The sequence below is a fragment of the Armatimonadota bacterium genome, assembly GCA_036504095.1.
In the GTDB taxonomy this organism is placed as follows: domain Bacteria; phylum Armatimonadota; class DTGP01; order JAKQQT01; family JAKQQT01; genus DASXUL01.
Map to the genome: position 1 here is coordinate 1 of DASXVS010000036.1, position 20086 is coordinate 20086.

Annotated in this window: 20 protein-coding genes and 1 tRNA gene; 7 read left to right on the forward strand and 14 right to left on the reverse strand. The window is 62.6% G+C overall.

Features of this window, described 5'->3' with window-relative positions; all coding sequences use genetic code 11:
* Positions 1-273: 273 nt before the first annotated feature.
* From VGM51_06925 to VGM51_06960, 8 genes are all read right to left on the reverse strand, one after another.
* Complete coding sequence (locus tag VGM51_06925) at positions 274-1083, reverse strand: TatD family hydrolase (protein HEY3412775.1); 810 nt, start codon at positions 1081-1083, stop codon at positions 274-276.
* On the reverse strand, positions 1052-2410 hold the full coding sequence (gene qatC / locus VGM51_06930) for a Qat anti-phage system QueC-like protein QatC (protein ID HEY3412776.1): 1359 nt from the start codon (positions 2408-2410) through the stop codon (positions 1052-1054). Before qatC ends, VGM51_06925 begins: the two co-directional genes overlap by 32 nt.
* Before the next feature lie 2 nt (positions 2411-2412).
* Entirely contained in the window at positions 2413-3147 is a 735-nt protein-coding gene (locus VGM51_06935; GenBank protein ID HEY3412777.1) for a hypothetical protein, read from the reverse strand.
* Positions 3148-5064, reverse strand: a complete 1917-nt coding sequence (locus tag VGM51_06940) for a P-loop NTPase fold protein (protein ID HEY3412778.1) — start codon at positions 5062-5064, stop codon at positions 3148-3150.
* A 204-nt stretch (positions 5065-5268) separates the two neighbouring features.
* Positions 5269-5733, reverse strand: a complete 465-nt coding sequence (locus VGM51_06945) for a DUF6527 family protein (GenBank protein ID HEY3412779.1) — start codon at positions 5731-5733, stop codon at positions 5269-5271.
* Positions 5730-6905: a ThiF family adenylyltransferase gene (locus VGM51_06950; protein ID HEY3412780.1), complete on the reverse strand. Its 1176-nt coding sequence runs from the start codon at positions 6903-6905 to the stop codon at positions 5730-5732. Before VGM51_06950 ends, VGM51_06945 begins: the two co-directional genes overlap by 4 nt.
* The gene (locus tag VGM51_06955) at positions 6880-7161 is read right to left on the reverse strand and encodes a multiubiquitin domain-containing protein (protein ID HEY3412781.1); all 282 of its coding nucleotides are present in this window, start codon (positions 7159-7161) and stop codon (positions 6880-6882) included. Before VGM51_06955 ends, VGM51_06950 begins: the two co-directional genes overlap by 26 nt.
* 61 nt (positions 7162-7222) lie before the next feature.
* Positions 7223-7492, reverse strand: a complete 270-nt coding sequence (locus VGM51_06960; protein ID HEY3412782.1) for a DUF3892 domain-containing protein — start codon at positions 7490-7492, stop codon at positions 7223-7225.
* A 124-nt stretch (positions 7493-7616) separates the two neighbouring features.
* Here VGM51_06960 and VGM51_06965 point away from each other — a divergent pair, with 124 nt between their 5' ends.
* Entirely contained in the window at positions 7617-7988 is a 372-nt protein-coding gene (locus VGM51_06965) for a helix-turn-helix domain-containing protein (protein HEY3412783.1), read from the forward strand.
* Positions 7988-8611 (forward strand): ImmA/IrrE family metallo-endopeptidase, encoded by a 624-nt coding sequence (locus VGM51_06970; protein ID HEY3412784.1) that lies wholly within the window; start codon positions 7988-7990, stop codon positions 8609-8611. The genes VGM51_06965 and VGM51_06970 overlap by 1 nt, the downstream gene beginning before the upstream one ends.
* A 170-nt stretch (positions 8612-8781) precedes the next feature.
* On the opposite strand, the gene VGM51_06975 is transcribed toward VGM51_06970, so the two are convergent.
* The 5 genes from VGM51_06975 to VGM51_06995 form a co-directional block, all read right to left on the reverse strand.
* On the reverse strand, positions 8782-9186 hold the full coding sequence (locus tag VGM51_06975; GenBank protein HEY3412785.1) for a hypothetical protein: 405 nt from the start codon (positions 9184-9186) through the stop codon (positions 8782-8784).
* A 25-nt stretch (positions 9187-9211) separates the two neighbouring features.
* Positions 9212-9730, reverse strand: a complete 519-nt coding sequence (locus VGM51_06980; protein HEY3412786.1) for a hypothetical protein — start codon at positions 9728-9730, stop codon at positions 9212-9214.
* Between the two features lie 20 nt (positions 9731-9750).
* Positions 9751-10113 carry a hypothetical protein gene (locus tag VGM51_06985; protein ID HEY3412787.1) on the reverse strand — a complete coding sequence of 121 codons (363 nt, stop codon included), beginning with the start codon at positions 10111-10113 and terminating at the stop codon, positions 9751-9753.
* A gap of 33 nt (positions 10114-10146) precedes the next feature.
* Positions 10147-11301, reverse strand: a complete 1155-nt coding sequence (locus tag VGM51_06990; protein ID HEY3412788.1) for a hypothetical protein — start codon at positions 11299-11301, stop codon at positions 10147-10149.
* Positions 11302-11460: 159 nt separating this feature from the next.
* Entirely contained in the window at positions 11461-14631 is a 3171-nt protein-coding gene (locus VGM51_06995) for a tetratricopeptide repeat protein (protein ID HEY3412789.1), read from the reverse strand.
* A 1050-nt stretch (positions 14632-15681) separates the two neighbouring features.
* Between VGM51_06995 and VGM51_07000 the strand changes: the two genes are divergently transcribed.
* The 4 genes from VGM51_07000 (at position 15682) to VGM51_07015 (ending at position 19421) form a co-directional block, all read left to right on the forward strand.
* Complete coding sequence (locus tag VGM51_07000) at positions 15682-17826, forward strand: AAA family ATPase (GenBank protein ID HEY3412790.1); 2145 nt, start codon at positions 15682-15684, stop codon at positions 17824-17826.
* A gap of 7 nt (positions 17827-17833) precedes the next feature.
* Positions 17834-18538 (forward strand): hypothetical protein, encoded by a 705-nt coding sequence (locus VGM51_07005; GenBank protein ID HEY3412791.1) that lies wholly within the window; start codon positions 17834-17836, stop codon positions 18536-18538.
* Positions 18539-18553: 15 nt separating this feature from the next.
* Positions 18554-18934, forward strand: coding sequence for a hypothetical protein (locus tag VGM51_07010; protein HEY3412792.1), 381 nt, complete (start codon positions 18554-18556; stop codon positions 18932-18934).
* A gap of 118 nt (positions 18935-19052) precedes the next feature.
* Entirely contained in the window at positions 19053-19421 is a 369-nt protein-coding gene (locus tag VGM51_07015) for a hypothetical protein (GenBank protein HEY3412793.1), read from the forward strand.
* A gap of 52 nt (positions 19422-19473) precedes the next feature.
* On the opposite strand, the gene VGM51_07020 is transcribed toward VGM51_07015, so the two are convergent.
* Entirely contained in the window at positions 19474-19686 is a 213-nt protein-coding gene (locus tag VGM51_07020) for a hypothetical protein (GenBank protein HEY3412794.1), read from the reverse strand.
* Positions 19687-19861: 175 nt separating this feature from the next.
* Between VGM51_07020 and VGM51_07025 the strand changes: the two genes are divergently transcribed.
* A tRNA-Val gene (locus VGM51_07025) sits at positions 19862-19978 on the forward strand.
* The last annotated feature ends 108 nt before the right edge of the window (positions 19979-20086 follow it).

The window sequence follows — 20086 nt, forward strand, 5'->3', positions numbered from 1 at the left end:
CAGTTCCCGTATTCTCTCCACGGTCCCTCCTCGTAGCATACGGCCACCTCCTTCCCTTACAGGAAAGGGTGGCGCTCTCGCCTACAGGTGGGGAATTTTCAACCGCGCCCTTTTGTCCATTTTACACCCGCCGCTGACAACCCTAGGAGAGTTGCAGGGCCACATAGCGATAGGAACTTGTAGTTTTCACCCCAGTCAAATGCTACCCAGCAACGTTGTTCCTATTGCCCCCATTATTTGTACAACGTCTGAACCTGACGATAGACACTACGCTCAAGGAAGATCGCGACCGGCATCAGGTCGCACATCCGGATCGAGATTAGCATCGAGCACAGACCTGAAGTTTAGGTCCACGATGCGGGCAGCGCTCGCAACGTCGGTTGTCCAAAGGCCTGCAAGGAAGTCGATGACTGGACGCACTTCGCAGACGCCGATCGGTCTATGGTCGATCATGACGTAAGGCCCATCGGTCTCAGTTATGATGCGGTGGCGCGGCATTGCCGACACGAGCCTACGGCCTCGATCGGAGGCGATCATGGCCGGATTGACTGAGAAGTAGTGCCCTGCTGCTGCGGTCGCCACCATGTCCGGCACACTGCCTGTGAACCAATGAAAGACCGCCCTGCGGATACCGAACTCATCAAGGAGGCCGAGCAGCTCCCGTTCCGCGCGCCGGCTGTGGAGGGTTACGAACCTCTGGCGATCGGCTATTGCCGCGAGAACGCGTCGGAAACTCGCGACCTGGCGGTCCCGTGTCCCGAAGCCTTCACTTGAGAAGTCCAGCCCGATCTCTCCGATATAGTCGGCGGCCGCCACATGCTTCACGAAGCGGGCAATCTCGCCGGCATGGCGGTCGGAGAGGAGCGGATGGAGGCCGAGAGCGAGGTGAATTCGCGCAAGCGTGCGAACGTGGGGCAGCCCCATCTCATAGTGCGAGGGGAGGTTGGTGACCGCTACGACCGTATTTCCAAATCGTTCTGCCTGCCTGCCCGCGGCAAGCGGATCGGGGTAAAGGTCTAGGTGGCAGTGCGCGTCGATCATCGGGATCGGTCTAGAGCCCTGCGGCTTCTCGGATCGGCGCAATCGCTTTGTCTCGCAGCAAGTGCCTGAGCTCTTCCATCGCTCGCCAAACCGTGGCGGCGTGCGCGCCTGCGCGATCAGATGGTACCGGACCGTTCGAGATGATCTTCGCCACGAGATCGTCGCGCGAGTAATCCTGGCGCAGGAACGAGAGGCACGCCATGAAGTCGCTGGCGGACAATTCGGCGTCTACTATGTCCAGTTCGCCGGCACAGATGTCCGTTCCGTACAAGGCGTTGTCCATGCCTGCCGCGTGGAGCGCGGCGCGGCGGAAAATGCACGGCATGCACCGGCCACAGTGCTCCAGCTTGCGCGCATCGGGCCCCGTCCCAGACATGTTGCGCACCCAGTTGCTGGTGTGACCGCGCTTTGCGCACGACACGGAAGCGGGGAGGCACTCCGCGAGCGCCCCCTGATTCAGGCACTCCCGAACGCATTCGCCCTTCGTCTTCATCGCGAGAGGATTCGCAATGGCGACGTAGATCCCGAGTGCAGCGAGGGTGGCCTCCAGTCCCCGCAGGAAGTAAGGGTGCGTGGTACGGGTGCTGCAGGAGCCGCGGCGCGACGGGGTGAGCGGGACGTTGATGGAGATCGTGCCGTTTTCGGGTATCAGGAGCGGATGCCGAGTCCCAATGGCTTTCGCGGCAAGTACTCCCATCGCGAGGAACACTATGGACCGGCTCCGGAAGTTGGTGTCAGATCCCTCGGGCTGCTGGCCCACGCCCATCTGGAAGAGGCGGGTCCGATTCGGATACCGGCGGTTGAGACAGCGCCACACCTTGTCCTGGTCCCCCTTGGGGCCGGGAATCGCCGGGTCGTGGTGTCCCACCAGAACAAGCTGCTTTTCCGGATACGCCTCCAGCCAGTCGATAGCCCCCACGAGTGAATCGAGTCCACCCGAGAACAGGCAGGCGGCATCTCCTCGGAGGCGCGGGAATCGGCGAACGCGGCCGGACCTCGGCATGGGAAGGCGGGTTTCCAGTCTGTAGAACTCAAACGTCCAGACGTCGCCGGTGAGGAAGCCGATCGCCGCTTCGAGCGCGTTCGCCTGAGAGGTCCACAAGTCTGGATCGGATACCGGCACCCTCACCACGAACTCGCGTGTCCAGGCGTCCTCGGTAAGCCTCCTGTCACCGATCTTGTCGGCCGCGTATATCGTCGCCGCCAGAAGCAGGAAGTCGAGGACGACGGGTTGAGGTGTGGGGCAGACCTGGCGTACAGGGGCGTAATCGATGTAAAGGGTTGCGGCATCGCCCGTCGCTCCCCGCGCCAGCGTGACCTTCGCAAACTCCCTAAGTGCCGTTGTGCCGACCGATACGTCGAATCTCATGGCTATGCCCCCCTGCCAAAGATGCTGAGGATGTCCTCGCAGATGGCGTCCGATAGGCGGCTCCCCTCGGGGCCGTGCCAGTCTACGGCCTTCAGGTCGCGGTCCTGGGATTCCTCCCGGAGCCGGGCCTCGATGTAGGTACGTATCTGGGAGAGGAAGGCATCCGCCTGCTCGGCCCCGATCCGTTGCGCCAGCCGGTCGTAGGACACTCGGCAGAACTGCTCGTAGAGCAGGTACGCGAAATACCGGTTGATTAGCTCTGGCAGGTTCGCTTCCCCGAGCGCCTCGGACAGCACCGCCTCGGCCTCATCCCGGCCAAGCCCTTCCATCAGCTCCTGGAGCAGCCGGGACGCTGCGGCGCGCGCGTCTGCGTCGTCGATCGTCGTGGCCGATCCGCTAAGGTAGTCCGTCAGGAACGCGGCGATCTCTGTAGTGCCCTTGTCTTCGGGGCGCTCGAGGCCCGCGTCGCGAAGGGCTTGGTGGAATCCGACCTGTCCGATGCGTTGCGCGAAGTCACCCATTGACTGGGCGACGTGCTGCCCCGCCCGGCGGCCCCCGATGGCGCCTCCGCCGTGAGCCATGGACCGCGGCCCACCGTTTGCCCCGATGAACTCCCCGAGAACGCGGTTGATCCGCTCCGGCGAGAAGTCGCCGCGCCGGGCGACGTTGGTGATGACGGTCTTTGCCTTCTGCCACTGAGGAGTGGTCGGGGCATCGTATCCCTTCGACGTACCCATTTACGTACCGCCTTTCGCCCGGCTCGCCTTGGGCTTCATGGCGGTTCCGGCGATGGTGTCGCTCTTCGCAAGTTGACCCAGGTAGGCGTTGAAGATTGTGGCCGACGGTTTGGTCTTGGCCAGCGTTCTGAGATCCAGCCCGACGTTGGCCGGAATCGAGTCGTTCGGGCACTCCTTCAGGGCGGCGAGGAGTGCTTCGGCGGCGCCTGGCGTTTCGGCCTCTATGAGGAGGCGGAAGCCGGAGAACACGCCAGCGTCCCGGGGCTTCGCCACGAGGGTGTTGCCCAGCGTCCGCAGGAACTGCTTGCGCTCACCCTCCTCCATCTGCGTCGCGAGTTGGACCGCAGTCTTCTGACGGCTCGGGCTATCGACCACGATGTCCAGGAGCGCCCGTCTGACAACTTGGGGCATCAGGTCCGCCCCCGCAAAGGTGTCGGCTAGTCGGTCCCTCGCTACCCAGAAGTAGTCACGCAGGTCGATCCCGGCGAGCTTTGGCTCCATCTGGAGCCACTTCATCGGAAAGCCCTCCGCCCAACTTGATCCCTTCTCGAACGTGCCGCCCTCGTATTCGGGGAGCCGTTTTGGAAAGCCTTCAGATGCATCCTGCCAGGATCTCAGTTCCTCGAACCTGTCCGGTTCCGTGTATTCCAGGACCTGAAGCTTCACCAGCACGTCGTCGCGGATATCCTCGAGTTCGGCGATGCCGGCAAGGCACTTCCGTATCACGAGAGCATTCAGGAACCGCTTCACCTGACGAGGGTTCCCTTTCAGGCCCTCCGTCACGAGCGCCGCGGAAGCGTTCACGAAGGCGAGGCTGGACGCGAGTCCGGCGGGCACGTCGGCCCCAAGCGCAGCCTGAACGTGCGAGTGCCCATACTTGGCGTAGCGCTCCCTTCCCTTCCGGTTGCGGGCGGCCTCATAGACCCGGCCACATGATTCGCTATCGAGGTCGCGGGCACAGAACAGGAGGGTCATGTACGACTCAACCTCGGCCGGCGACAGGCGGGGCAGGTTGTACGGCACCTGGATGAGTTTCTCAAGGTAGTCCTGCACGATGCGCTCCGCGGTTCGCTGCCCATCGGCGCCCGGAAAATCCTGCTGGGGGTATCTTATGCTGATCGCGTGCCTCACTATCCTCGGATCGGCACCAATCACGAAGGCCGTGCGCTCAACATTCACGAACAGCTTGATCGCCTCGAGGTTATCCAGAATCCTTTCGGGCGAGCACCGGTCCAGGTCGTCGATCAGCACGACCAGGCTGTCGATGTCGCAGTCCTTCAGAAGAGCCTGGAATTCGTCGCGGAACGCCCGCACGCTCGTCGGTCCAGGATCGTCGGGCGCCTGCCGGAGCAGTCCTTCCCAGCGGCCCTCGTCGCTTGCTTCCGCCGCTCCGTCTGCCGCGGGTTTTCCAGCGTCGTCTTCACCCTTGCCCAGAAGGCCGGTGAGGACCTTGGCAGCGTGCGGGACGATGCTGGTGCCGCCGCTGGCATACGCCGCCAGCAGGGGCAATCCCACGTCCTTGACCCCGAGCCGGATAAGGCGCATCCAGTTTACCGACTTCAAAAGGCGGACCGCCCGGTCTCGCACCTTCGGCCCGAGACGCTTGTGGTCGCCCAGGCCAATGAGGATCGTGCTGAGCAGGGCTGCCTTGGCGTCGTCGTAGCCTTCGAACGTCCAGCCGTTGAAGTATAGGACCGCCACCTTCTCCAGGCGGGCTCGCTGCTCTCCCTCCGGCTGGTTCTCGGGGTCGAGATCCCGCTGGAGCATCCGCATGATCGAGCTCTTGCCACTGCCCCAGTCCCCGAAGAGACCTATTGTGACGGGGAGCATTGATGCGTCGGTTACGAGCGAGCGCAACAAGTCGGCGTGGACTTGGAACCCGAGCAGATCGTTATCGGTTTCGTTATCGGACCACATGGCAGGGATCTCCATCTATCGTCACGGAGGCAAACTAACGTTCGTTACTAGGTCATGATAGCAGAAGAGCAGGAAACGGAGAAAGCGGCCTGCGCAGCCTGTTTCCGTTTCCTGCCTGCTCAGTCTGGTGGCCCGGGGGGAACAACCATGGGCCACTCTTGGGCGCGGACCACGCGCGGCGTAAAGGCTGCGTTACCGACACCATCACGAGCGGCCAAGGAGGCGGTAGAGCCGACTCCGCACGGTTTGCCAAATCGTTTCCCGCGCCCTTTCCTGGACTGGTGACCCGTCACGCCCAAGGGCGCCGCCCGCGGCCCCCTCCGTTCCGGCGAAGCAGCGCTCCTTCTCCAGCCTCTCTCGCAACCTTCCGGCAGCCACCTCGCCTGGGGACCATGGCCGGGCCCACGTTACCGTATTGCGCCGGATCCAGTAGTGGGACCGACAGCTGAACCCCCAGTTTCCGATGGAGGGGCTGAGCGATACCGTCGCCCCGTCGAACGTCAGCGCCCAGTCGGTCGGGGACAGCGGGGTGACGACCTCGTTCCCGCAGCCGCAGCAGCACTTGTGGACCGCCGTGGCATAGGGGATGGAGACATAGACGGTCCCCTGCTCGAGGTCGTCGGGAACGAACTCCACGAACTCGTGGCGGAGCGCCGTGTCCCGGCTCATTCCTTGTCCTCGTTGATGATGACGTTGCCGGCAACGGCGTAGACGCTGTTGAGCTCCCTCTCCTGGTCCAGGTAGAAGCCGCACAGCTTCTTCCACTTGATGACGGCGAGGGCAGCGTTCAGGGCGTTCAGATCGGCGATCTGGATGTTCTTCGCGTATTCGTTGGGGCCACCGTCCGTGAACGGTATCCTGTTCCGGGCGCGAACGTGGTCCCTCCGGTCCGCGGTGCTCGTCGTGACGCGCAGGATCCCGGATACGGCCCCATCCTCTTCGCCGAGTCCCATCCCGACGTCGACGAAGGAAGTCCCCAGCGCTTCCAGCTTCTCGACGATCGGCCTCTTCGCCGGTCCACCGTCGAGACACAGGAACACGAAGTCCATCCCTGAGAGCTCATCGACGTTGGACGCCTCGACGAACACGCCGTGAGGAACGATGTGCCTGTGCATTCGCGTATAGAGCTGAAAGAAGTGGTCCACCTTCCGGGGCCTGGCCTTCAGTTCGGCGACCGACGGCGCACCGGGCGATCGGAAGGCGTTGTGCTGAGAGAAGACGTCTCCGTCGAAGAGGTGGATTTCCCGGACCGGCGTCTTGGCGACGAGGTCCAGGACGTAGGACCCCGTTCCTCCCAGGCCGACTATGGCGATACGCCCCCGGAGCCGGGCGGAGGCCGCCGTGATGCCGGCCCGGCTCGACGCCGTGTCGATGTATGCAAACGGCGAATCCTCATCCTCAGGCTCGACCACGGGGAACGTCCTGGCGGTGGCCGTCGGATCGATGGAGTGGGCCGGGCTGCAGATGATCGCGACGTAGGCCGCCATCATCTCGTGGTAGTCCGGGTAGCCCGCAGGCGGCTTGCTTGAGAACGAGTGGTTGAGCATGAGGACCTCGTCTACCGGCCTCGGACTGCTCCCGTGCTTGATCTGGCCGATCTCGTTCCCGTCGCGGTCGCAGGGATGGTCTCCGGCGAAGTAGGCGACGTGGGTGCTCGGGGCCGTCGCGACGTCGCCTGAGAGGGTCAGTTCGGCGGCCAGTATGCCCCGTCTGATCTTCCGGTCGGCACCGACGTAGGGAACGTCCTTGAGCAGCAGGTACCCGGACCGGACCTCGATGTCATAGCCCTCGTCGCGCAGCCGCTGCAGGTCGGCGCTATGACTTATTAGTCGCTCTGACATCGAAGATCATTCCGTCCTTCACCCTGACCGATTCGCCGTCAACCAGGGTTCCCTCGGGCTTCTGGCCCTGCCCGTTCCGGTAGGTGACGGTGAATATGACGTTATCGCCCGTCGGAGGCGGGTCGAAGGCCAGAGCGACGACCTGCGCGAACGAGATATCCTTGCCGGCCACGACCTTTCGCCGGCCGTTCACGACGATGGCGGTTTCCTTCTCGTGCACCCGTTCGGCGGTCACGTTTTGCTGTGTGTCTTCCATCTGAATCCTCCTATGCTCGTTAGGCTGGCGCTTGGCGCCGGCGGCATCCGGCCCTGGCCGGTCAGAACCGGGGGAGGGCCAGCAGGTTGTCGGTCCACGCGCCGTCCGCGTGGGTCCGCAGGTACGGCGGGTGGGCCTCGACGATCCCCACTTCCACCGTGCGGCTGCCGTCCGACACGGTGGCGCGGCTGCCGGGCTTACGAAGCCACGCGACCATTTCCTCGCGCGTGTTCTGGCCAGCGCTCCCGTCCTCCGGATTGAGCCAACGGACGGCGGCGATGTGCTCGTGCTGCGAGCCGCCGGCAAAATGGATCTGCGTGACCTGTACCATTCCCGTCCTCCTGTTTCTGTTGTAATTGCGTCCTCTTTGAGTATAATGGAGGTATGGACGCCTGTCAACACATTAAGGAAAATATTGTCCCGTTACGGGATACGCCGCCCGGAGGGACCCCGGCATGAGCCTGCTGGAGTACGTCGCGCAGAGGATCCGCGCCCTGAGAACGGCCAGGGGACTGTCGCAGGAAGCCCTGGCGAAGAGCCTGGCGGTCGCGACCAACACCGTCTCGCGGTGGGAGACCGGAGCCTACAGGCCGTCGATCGAGGACCTGGACAAGCTGGCCCGCTTCTTCCGGGTCTCCGTGCTCGAGTTCTTCCCGCAGGAGGACCAACCGGCCAACGCCCCGGTGGCCGCCCTGCTGCGGGCGGCGAAGGACCTTCCCGAGCAAGACATCCTGGAGCTCCGCCGATTCGCTGAATTCCGCCAGGCCCAGGCGCTGCTTCGCGACGGCTCAAAGAAGCGGCCTGGCCGCAAGAGGAAGGAGGCCTGATGACCCGTTCCCAGTACTACGACCGCCTGCGGGCCCTGGCCCGCGAGGTGAGGCTTGAGCACAGCCTCACAAGCCCGCGCGTCACCCTGTCCGACATGCGGCGGATCTACAAGGCGTACGGGATACGGATCGTCTACTGGCGGCACCGGATGCGGAAGCTGCGCGGCGCCTACTTCCGGGACGAGACGGGGGCGCACGTGATGGTAGACGCCACCCTGCCGGACGAGCAGCGGATCTTCACCCTGGCCCACGAACTCAAGCACCACCTGGCGGGCGACGACCCGGCGGAGCGGTCGGATGACGCCGCCGTGAGCGACCCCGCCGAGATCGGCGCGGAGGTCTTCGCCGCCGAGCTCATATTCCCCGACCAGGACTTCGCCGCCGCCCTCGGACAGGCGGGAGTCGTCTTGGGTGTATGCCCGGCGGAGGCCATCGTCCGCCTCAAGCACGACAGCAGGACCACGCTGAGCTATGCCGCGCTCGCCAAGAAGGCTGTCTTCCTGGGATTCGCCCCGAGGGGCGCCTTCGAGAAGGTGTTCTGGAAGAAACTCGAGGAGAACGTCTATGGAGAGCCGCTGTACAAGCGGATTAACCGCCGCCGGCAGCAACGCGGGAGCGGCTGACCGCCTCCAACCGGCCGCTAAGCAGCCAGGCTAATGCGCGGCCTGCCCAGTCGCCGGGCGGTCCGCGGCACGCCTGTTGCGGTCTCCAGACGAATAAGGGGGCGGGCTGGAGCCGCCCCCTTCGGGGTTTTGTCGGAACGGTTCCGGCGCTCGGTTCGGCGCCGGCCCGTTCAGGGAAGTTCAGACTCCGCCCCCGCCGCCACCAGGCGTGCCGTTACGCGCAGCACCTCGGCGTCCGCCTGGACGGCGCTGCGCTCACGCTTGAGTCCCGAGAGTTCGGAGAGCAACCGCTGGCATTCGCTGTCCTCGGCGGTTTCCTGTTCGATGAGGGCCTTGCGGGCCATGTCGTTGGTGGCGAGAGGCTTGTTATCCGCCCCTCGCCGGTCGACCACGTCCGCGGCGATGTAGGCGCTGCGGACGGCATACTCGCGTTCGAGACCGAGGATTCTAGTATCGAGCCGACCGGTCTCAGTGAGCGCCCTGTGGAGCGCAATGGGTACCGATTTCACCGCCGCCGCGAGAGGCAGTGCCTCCAGCACGGCGGCAACCGGCGTCATGTCCTTCGTAGTCGCCATTTGACTTCTCCTTGCGGCAGCGGCGTTACGCCGTCACCGACTGCTGCTGGTGCTTCGGGCACAAGGGGCGCCCGAACTTGTTCACGCTCACGTCACGCTGACCTTTGGTCAAGGGCCGTCCGCACTCCTCGCAGGCAAGGGCGCCAGTCGGTTCGGCGCGGTTAGGACGATAACCATTACCATTGCCGTTTCCGCGCGGGGCGTCGACAATTCGTTCCCCTTCGCCAAATTCAGGTGCGAACTGGGTTCCGTATCCGAGCACGCCGAGCGCCCGGCCGATGGCACCGGTCGAGGCCTTCTCCACGAAGTCGGCGAAGTTGGCAGCGCTTTCCATCTTGACGCCGGCGGCCAGAAGCCGTCCTTCGTGGTCGGTAACCGTGGCGGAGAAGACCGCGACACCGCGCTGCAGGTCGAGTTCGACGACCTGGGTATCGATGCCGAAGTCGGGGTGTTCCTCTCGGAACCACACCAGGCGGAACGCGACCGGAAGGTACTCCCGGCCGCCCTGAACCCTGATGATGTGTTTCCTCACGTCAAATGCCATTCTGTCAGTCCTCCATTTCCTCACACTCGCGGAACCGCGGGCAGCCGCACCCTGGCAGGTTGCACACTGCCGCCGTTCCGTCCCGGTTTCCCGCGTGCTCCTCGTCTGCGTGTCCGCACAGGCAGGTGCGGGGCAGTGCCGCTGGCAGTCGGGTTCGTTGCCGCCGGATGTCCGGCGTCGTAAATGGTGTTGTACTCGCCATATGGGATCCGCTTTCGATGGACAATGCGGAAGTAGCGCTGGCCGGCGTTGCCGTGGATTTCGCCGATGGTATCGAGCACGGAGGCCAAGCCTTGGGCTTCGACGCAGGCCAGGATGATGTCGTACAGTTGCAGGGGGTAGTCGGCCAGGTGCTCGCGCACCACGGCGACAATGCGTTCCATCTCGGTCCCTCCAATCGGCGTGAGCCGTGCGCACTAAGCCGCAACGATCTCACGAATATCGGAAGGTGTGAGGGTTAGGATCCGACCGCCGACCGCTTCCAGTTCGGTGGCCCGGTCATAATTGCTGAGGGTCGCGGCCGTGGCGGTTACGGCATTGCTGAGGCCCCACATGCTGAGGTCCGCCCCCTCGATGAGATTATTGAGGACGGCATCCTTCTCGTGCTGGATGAGGCCGAATCGCCGCGACGTTGCCTCGACGCATTTCTCGACGCTGCCGATGATTTTGATCTCGGTCGATTCCTGCATCCGCGCCGTAAACTCGCGGAAGCGCGTTTCGTCCAGGACGTCCGCAATGTGGTCCCTGAGCTTCAGGAGCCGAGCCCTGGCGTCGGCGATGCGGGTGTCAGAGCGGTAGATGCCGCCGTCGTCGTCGGACTGGAGGGTGCGGCCGAGGTGGCGCTGCCGATAGGCGTCCTCACGGATCAGGCCGTTCGTGCAGACCAGCACGCAGACGTACTGCTGCACCACGCACGAGCACCAGCCCGTTTCGCTGTTCATCAGGACGAAACCGGCCCGTACGACCTGCGGTTCCTTGAGGTAGCCGTGGCCTCCGGACGGCTGGACAACGGCCTCCAGCGTTGGGCTAATCACCTTCATGTACAGCCGGCGTTCGGTGACTTCGCAGGAGACGACAGTGTCGGGCGATAGTCCGGATTCCGTGAGGATCTTGGCTGCGACCGTGAACACGTCGATGTTGTCGATGTCGGGGTTGAAGCTATCGGAGAGGAAGGCTCGGGCCTTCCCGTCCAGCGTGCGAACGAGGCGTCGATCGGTCCCCTTGTTCGACATCAGGGTGTTCACCAGCACGTCGAAGAGCGGAGTGTCCGGTTCTTTGTATCCGCCGCGCAAGTCGTCGTACCCATTCACGCCGTCGATCGGGATCCGCAGGGTCTCGGTCTGGGTGCGCAGCCGGTCGTAGAAGGTCTTGGGAATGCCGAGGTAGTCGGCGATCTGGCCGTGGGCGATCTCGGCCAACGGATAGTCGTGCCCGGCACCGTCGAGTACGAGGCGGCTGACGCCGTTGCTTCTGAGGCACATCGTCTCGGCGTCGGCCAGGTAGTCCTGTTTGGCGGTCGCCTGTCGTTCCAGTTCCGCCGCCAGTTCAGGCAGCGGGCGTCCTTGTTTCATTAACTGTCTCCTTGTCAAAGAGCAATGATTTGCGGCTCCTCTTGGGGCCGGGGCTCTTCTGGAAACAGCGTACGGCGTTCGGAACAGGCGTGCAACGACCGTTGCGCAACGGCATCAAGTTAGGTAGACACTTTGTTGACCTGCGCCGACCGGCTTCGCTCAGGCGGTCAGGTAGTCGAGTGCGAGTTGTCCCGCCTCTTCGAGGGTCAGGGATGCCCCGATCTGCCGTTCACGGTCGAGCACTTCCGCGCCGAGTTGGCTCGTGAGTTCGGCGATATGCTGACGCAACGGCTCGGCTGCAACAGGCCAGAGCACCAGCTTCAGCTTTTCCCGCGCCGACATGGTAGCCCCGAGAAGCTGCGCTGCCATACCAAACGAACGCTCTCTGGTCGCTAAGGCAGCGACATCATCCAGAGCGCTCGCGATATCGCCTTTGTGCTGGAGGCTGAGGTAGGCGGGGAGCGATTCCGTGAAGGCGCGGCGTGCATCCTCATATCGGCCTTGACGGAGCGCCAAAGCGCCAAGATAATGGCGCGCCCAAGCCCCTCGTTGGACGTCTCCGATCTCGGCGTTCATTGAGAGCGACTCCAGCAAGTACGCCGCGGCTTCGTCGTATGCGCCAAGGGCAGTAGAGACAAGACCCAGATTCGCGAGCGCCAACACCTGATGCCGAAATGCGTTTTCCGCGCGGTGAATTGCCAGGCTCTCCAACCACTTCGCCTGTGCGCCAGAAAAGTCTCCCACGGCATAGAGGACTAGCCCCCAATTGTCAAGGACGGGACCGTAAGGGCCCTTAAGCTTCCTTGTGGTCAGAATTGTTAGTGCCTCCTCGAGTCGTGGTATCGCCGCGGCAAAGTCGCCAATATCGATATCGTACATCGCCAAGTTGTTGAGCGTCTGAGCGACTAGGTCGCCCCGTCGGGGATGTTCTTTGACCTCCTCGCGGCGGACCTTCAAGGCGCGCAGAAGGAGGCGACGGGCCAAACCGAGACGCCCCTGATCTCGATGCAATAAGGCACTGACCTCCAGAACACCAGCGACGCCCAAGCGCGATTTAGCGCCAACGTAGACGCTGTAGCTTCGTCCATAGAGCCGGCGAGCCTGTGGAAGGTCGCCCAAGTGCTGGGCCATGTCGCCGGCACCAAAACAGGCCGTGCCGAGATCATACGAAGGTGAAGCGTTTCCTGCCACATCGAGGATACGAATCAGGTAGTCGTAGCCCTCCCGCAGACGGCCACGCTCCCGCCAGTATTGCCACATCAGTGATGCCGCATGGAGTACCTGCGCCACTGCGCCGACCGCCAGGCCAGCGTCAATGGCACCGATGAGGTTGTCGTACTCCGCGTCGTAATCACGAAACCGATCGCCGCCGAGAGGGATCTGAAGATGCGCGTCCGCCGCGAACGTCGCGAAGTACGCCGCAAACTTGGCCAGTGTGGCTTCACGTTCCGTACCGCTCAAGAGTGTCTGAGCGAATTCTTGAACGGGGACGAGCATTCGGTAACGCTTGCCTTCCGCGCGGCCGCTGACATCTAGCAGCGATGCGCCAGCAAGCTCGTCGAGCCAGTAGCTTACGTCGTCGGCGGCTATATCGTCGAATCCACAAACCTCTCGCGCAGCGTCGGCGGAACATCCGCCAACGAAGACGGCCAGCCGCCGAAAGAGAGCCGTGCCCTCCTTGGAGAGGAGGCGGTAACTCCAGTCGATGGTCTGCCTCAGGGTAGTGTGGCGCAAGTCCCTTGGCTTCTCAGCTGCCCGCACGCCTAGCCCCTGGCTTCGCCATTGAGCGACAACTTCGTCGACGCGTGGGCGCAGGTATAGCTGACCAGCCATTATCTCGATCGCCAAGGGAATACCTCCCGAATCCCGGCACAACTCTTCTACGAGAAGTGCGTTCTCCACCGTCACGCGGAACTCAACTGGAGCGGAGCCAGAATCAGGCTCGATGGCGACCATGCCGACACCTTCGCCCCTGTCACGACGCTGAATGGCACGCGTGGCCCGGTGCTCGAAGAGCTGGACGCTGAGGAATGTCCGGAAGGAATCCAGCATGCGATAGTCCCCAGGTTCCGGGACCGTAAGTGGGGAAACCGGCAGCGTCGCCCCGCGCACGGCGCGTGGAAGGGGGATGCGCGTCGTCAGAATGAGGCGAACTCCCTCACAGCCAAGAAGCGAGACGACGAGTAACGAACACTCAAGCGCAACGTGTTCAAGATTGTCCAGAACTAGGAGCAATGGTCGGTCGCCCAATGTAGCGCAAAGCGCGCCAATGGGATCAGTGTTTGCCTCACCGGGCTGATCCCGCATGCCTAGCGCGTTCTTAATGTGGCGGGCCAGGCGCGCCGGATCGGGTCGCTTCGTATCTTCGGCGGTGACAGTGATGAAATCGACCACCCGAGCCCCAGTTGGAAATGAAGGTGAGGAGTCGGGTTGAGCGTAGTTTTCCTGTACGCGGTGAGCGGCGCTGAGCGCTAGTTGGGTCTTGCCGACGCCAGGCGGTCCGGTGATTGTCACCATTCGATCGTTGGCGAGGCGCCAGGCCGCTTCGCGAATCGTCGTGTCACGCCCGACCAGATCCCGCTCTCGCTCTCGGATCGGGTGTGTGCCATCGGGTGCCGTCCAGAAGTCAGCTTCGGCTAACCGCACCTCTCGTCCCGATATCACCCTAGCGAGTGCGTCCGCGGCTTGGGAGCGACCGTGGCGCCTCGAAAACATGGCGTACGCCTCGGTGGCTCCCGTGTAATCGCCGATGTCGGACATGGCCTGCATCTGATGCAAGACAATCACTTCACTGAGTGCGGGATGGAGCCCGTCGGCCCTAGATAGGAAGGTCAAGGCTTCTGCGAAGCGAAGCCGACGGCACGCCCGTATACACGTTTCCAGCACGTCTTGCCTCGCCGCGGCTAGCCATTGCCATCGGTCATCTGACAACAGCGGTTGGTACCGGGCCAGAACCTGCCGGAGACGAAGATTCGTGGATTCGCTCCACACACCTTCCATACACGCCATCAAGTCCGCCCTGAACTCCCACAAGTCCACGGTCACCACTTCCGGATTGAGGACCAGTCCATACGGACCGCTGTCGCGCAGCGCTTGTTCACCGAGTAGCGCGCGCAATCGAGTGAGCTGAGCAGACAGGGCGTTGAACGGGTGCTTGTCCTCCCGGCGAGTCACGAGCGCGACGAGACGAGTTCTTTCAGTAGGTTTGTCGCCGGCGAAGGCTAAGACTGCCAGCAATTGCCAAGGCATGCGACGGTCGAAGGCCAGCTCTTTCCCGCCAACTAGTACGCTTGCATGCTTCCCGAATAGATTGACGCGAATTCTGTTCATTTTGCCTCAGGTATCACGCCTGTTCGTCACCGGTGTCAGCCCCGTGGACTCAGGTGTCAGGTCCGAGGCGCGAGTAGTTGCCGTCGCCTGACGCGAGGTCGCAATCTGTCACAACAGCCGAATACTGCGATGCCACCGCACCTTGACAACCGCATAACACCTGGCTTTCACCGCCGACCTTGGTCGAGTGACCCAAACCGGGTCACTCGACCAAGGTCGGCTGATTGAAGTGTACTTCGCAGACATCGAACTTGGCGACAAGTGTCGATGCACTGCGGGAAATGGAGTTGTCCGTGAAAGATGGTTTGGATCTGCGCCTTACCGAGGCGCGAGAGGCCGCGAACCTGACAAGGCCAATTGCGTCCCGTCGACTCCGCGTCAGCGAAGGTTATCTAGCCTTAGTCGAACACGGCGGAATCCCGTCCTACCGCCTCGCGCAGCGAATGGCAAGACTATACGGTTGTTCACTTGATTCGATCCTGAGGGCAACGGGGTGCCCTGGGAAACGCACAGCTTCGCGCCGCGGCCGCCGGCACGAAGCCACATCAATTCAGTCCCGCGGTCCGCCTAAGCGGTCTCGACTAAGGCCCTTCCGCCGTTAATGGAGTTGGACTCTGAACGGAACGCGACGGCGGGGTTACCGAGCGGAAACGTCCGCTCTAATGAATCGACCATTGCCGCCTGGGCGGAGGGCCAAGCCCTCTCTCGGACGGCGGAAGGAGGGATTGAAATGGTCGAGTACTACGATCTCTGGATGCGGTGCCCGGCCTGCATAGCAGATGGACGGACGGGCGGAGAGCCTGGCCAATGGTACCACAGTCACTGCGGAGGCAAACTGCAGGCTGGAGACAACGCGTGCTATCGATGCAGCGATTGCGGCACCGAGGTGCACGTAAGAGATTGGCGCTATGCCTGCACGGCACACGAGTCCGATTACCGCCCGACCACTTCCGCTCATCTGGCAAATGCCGTTTCGACGGCTGGCCAGATCACGAGTCGAGCAGGCCGGCAATGGTTGCTCCGTTTCCTCGACTGTCTGGGGGACTGGTGATGACCACACGGCATTATCGGACCCTCCGTCTCTGCGCGGTACATCGGGAGCCTCGGCACCGTGGCCTGCACATCGCCGTACTGTCTGCCGTGGATGCAGACGCCCTCGGTATCGTACAGGCAGAAACACTATCCCCTATCTACCTGCAACTGCACAATCCGGCGAACGATGGTGTCGCGTTCGGCCGGGCACACATTGATGCTGAAGTGCCGCAGGGGCACGTCGGCCTGCAGGCCTATCTGTTGGCAAATGCCCGCGCCGAGAACGGCTCAGAACTGGAAGCCTCGGTTGTTGACATTGGGTCCGTTCCAATCGCCGCAGATATCCAGCTCCGCGAATGCGGGCAAAAGACGACGGCGTTCACTACAGACATCGATGCCATTCGCCAACGTCTCATCGACACGGAGCTTCCGTTACGCGTCGGACACCGGTTCGCCTTTCCGCTACGAGCCGGCGAGTCGACCTTCGAGGTCCTATCGGGAGGCAGGGGCGCCAACGCGGTACGCTGTGGCGTTACGACGCACGTCGAATTGATCGACGCGGTACTGCTTGACGGCTTGCCACAGTTTAGGAAACGGGCATTCACCGGAATTGGAGGGCTTCACGCGGCGAGCCAACGCCTCGTGGAAATCGTCCTCTTGCCGGCCCGACACCCGGAGGTGTTCTCTGCGTTGGGGATCGACACGCCGAAGGGGGTCCTGCTGTACGGTGCTCCCGGCACTGGCAAGACGCTGCTGGGCAGGGCGGTAGCGGACCGCATCGGTGCCAGCTTCTACGCGATCAATGGTCCGGAGATCATGTCGAAGTTCTACGGCCAGAGCGAGCAGCACCTCCGGGACGTGTTCGCCAAGGCGGTCAACGCCGCTCCGGCCGTGGTATTCATCGACGAATTGGACAGCATCGCCCCGTCCCGTGACCGCGTATCCGGTGACCTGGAGGTGAGGATCGTCAGCCAGCTTCTGACGCTCCTTGACGGGCTCGACGGGAGAGGCCAGGTGGTAGTAATCGGGGCGACGAACCGCCTGGATGCCATTGATCCCGCCCTGCGCCGGCCGGGCCGCTTCGACTGCGAGATCGAGATCCCTCCGCCGGAATCTGACGACCGAACCGACATCCTGCGCATTCACACTTCCACGATGGCAATGGCAGCGGACGTAGACTTGGCAGACATAGCCCGCCGCACCGCGGGTTACGTCGGCGCCGACCTGGCGATGGTATGCAAGGAGGCCGCGCTTTCTGCCGTTGCGCACGCGTTCACGTTCACCAGCAACGGCGACATCACGCCCACTGGTGAACCGCTCGTCGTTCGCGCCGCCGATTTCGACGCGGGACTGCGCCGCGTGCAGCCGTCGGCCTTCCGCGGCCTGAGTGTCCCCGATATTACACTTTCCTGGGACGACCTGGTGGGGGTGGACGGTTGCAAGCGCGATCTATCCGAACAGGCTGAGTGGGCATTCACCCGTCGGGAGGACCTCCGGCGGCTGGGTATATCGGGTGATCGCGGCATCCTCCTCATCGGTCCGCGGTCCAGCGGAAGAACCACACTTGGGATTGCGCTAGCCCGCCACATGGGATTGAACGTGGTATACGTGCGGGCTATCGACATCCTGAATGGCGGTCCGGGAACGATTGAGGAGGCGGTGGGTCGCGCTTTCAGCAAGGCGCGTCAGACGCAGCCGGCCTTGGTGATGATCGACGATCTTGACCAACTGGTCGGCATTAGCGGCGCGGCCATCGGCATGGCGCATCGCGCGATGGCCCAGGTTCGCTACGAAGTGGGGCAATTGCGGGTGTCGGGTGAGGTCCTCACACTCGTCACGTCCACAGACGACGTTGCTGAGTCGGCAGCGCTCGATCGCTGCGGTTTGGGCACGACAGTCTGTATTCCACTTCCCGCGACGGTGGATTTGGAGCTGATCCTGCGAAACCGGCTTGCCGGCTTGGTGGACGACGGGTTCGACTTCGAAGGCATCGCGCGGGAGCTTGACGGGTGCACGGTGGGCGAAGTTCTGCAAATCTGCGATAGCGCCGCGCGTGCTGCCATGCGCGAACCGACCAACACGCCGCTCATTCACCCGTCTCATATCGCTGCCGCCATCGGCGGCCATTATACGAGGCGACCTCCCGAAGTCGGGAGAGCATAGAAAGGAGATGGAAGTGCCCACAAGACCAAATGAAACCCCTGATGAGGGCTCGCATCCCGGGCCACTGCGGCTAGAAATGGCGCCGCCGAAGCAGGTCAACCTTCAGTTCATGGATGACACCTGGGAGCGGCTCCTCAACTCACTGGAACGACTTGAGCACGTCACGGAAGGATCTACCCTCAAGAGCGCCGGACGCCTGGACCGTCACTCTGACAAGGACGCCATCACAGAAACTGAGACCGAGATCCGATCCGAGGTGCATCTTCAGATCAAGTGCCTGGAGAAGATCACCCAGCCCTTGCGGGAGGACGCGGGGTGGATTCGCCTTGACTTCCTTTCGTGGTTCGGGGGGCGCGAGCCCCGGAAGGCTGGCGCCGTCGACGAGTATGCGCTGCCCGTCCTGATGTGCGTCCGAGGAGAAGCCTATTCGCTGCCTGAGTTGCCCGACCTGGGACCACTAACCGAGGCGGAGATGATGCGTACTATGGAAGGCGTCGGAGCGGGACTGCACCACTCCGATGCGGTGGAGGAGCGTTTTGTCGATGACCCGGCACTTACGGCGACGCGTCATCTGCATGCCCGTGGCACGGTGGCGTTCGGCAGGGCACGGCTTGCGCGCCTATGTGGTCAGATCGAACCGGACCTGCTGGCGTGGATCAACGATGACGCTGCAGATGCCACGCCAGACCGAACTGACATAGATGCCAAATGAAGAAGGAGGCAAAACATGGCGACTACGTACGAAGCGGAGAGAAAGCGAGATGGTGACCGACAACCGTCCGAAGACTCCGTCGTCTGGTTCGACTTGGTGATGCGGTGTCCGGCCTGCCTGTCCGAAGGCAAAGAACCCGGTCCCGCGAGCCAATGGTATCACGCGGTTGACGGCGGCGTGGCACAGGTAGGGGATAACGCGGAATACCAGTGCAAAAGCTGCTCACACCATAGCCACGCGAAGAACTGGAGGTATGCCTGCCAGGAGCACCAGACCGACTTTCGGCCGACATCGTCGCAGCACTTGGCGAATGCTCTCTCGATTGGTGGACAGATGGCCAGCCAAGGCGGCCGCCACTGGATGCAGCGGTTCCTGGAGAATCTCGGTGAGTGGTGAGACGCTACGTCGCGGGCACCCAACGTCATGAATCCGCAGAGGTCGCGTGACCCTCACCACTAATCCTATGACTGCCGGACGGCGCGGTGGAAGGCCGCGCCGCCCGGTTCAAACGACCATGAAGTACCTGAAGACGTGGTATGCTTTGTTCCGCAGCGCGGAAACGTGGTGGCAGAGGACCATCCTGATCACCGCCCTTGCTCTAGTCCTCGTCCTCATGGCGTTCATCACAATCACGGCCGTGTCAATCGCGGTACGGTTTCTGACGTACTTTATGACGTGGCTCGTGCAGGCGGCGCCTGTGTTGGTGGTCCTCACCATATTGACCCATTTGATGGGAAAGCCTGGGAAAACGATTCGGCGAGGAGTCGTAGAGATCATCAACAACGTGATCATCGGGTTCTTCGCTGTGGTAGGCGTTCGACTCCCGGAGGACAAGGAAAGGAAACGGCACAGGCGCGCGGACGATGACGACGATGAACAGTGACCGAAACGTACGTGAGCGTAATCCCTCGTCGTCATCGGAGTTGTCGACTGCGTTACGGCGCCGATCTTTGCCCATCACTGCCGCCGAAGACGGATGTCAACTCCGGAATCGGCATCATGAATATCGTGAGGAAGACGACGAACAGCGTGACCATCATCGTCAAGTGTTTGACGGTGATGGTCACATTGTTTTGCACGTTAACGAAGCCGGTGATCATCGGCACGAACAGCGCGAAGTTGCGGTCGAATGTGATGATATCGTTCACGAAGTCGTCGCCAATTGATCGGCAGTGCAGTTAGGCAATAGCGCGTGAGATCGTGAGCCAAAACTGGACCTCCCGGGCCAAGGAAATGGTATTATGGATGTAGATTTGAGGCGTCCTGGAGTCGTCTACCAAACGGGCAGGGGAACACAGTGCAGGAAAGGGCTCCTCAGTTTCGGGATTTGTGGCAGTGGGATGTCCTGGTCTTGAGCGTTAATCATACGGATTGACGCTCAATAAGGGGACATTAATGGCATTGAGGAGGCCAAGGGTTCGAATCCCTTCAGGTCCACCATCCGCCCCGCGGCGTATACGCCGCGGGGCTTCTTTTTGCCTCTGTCACAACGAGCGAGGGAGGGTGGACTAGTCCACCCTCCCTCGAATCATCCGGCGATTTCCTCAG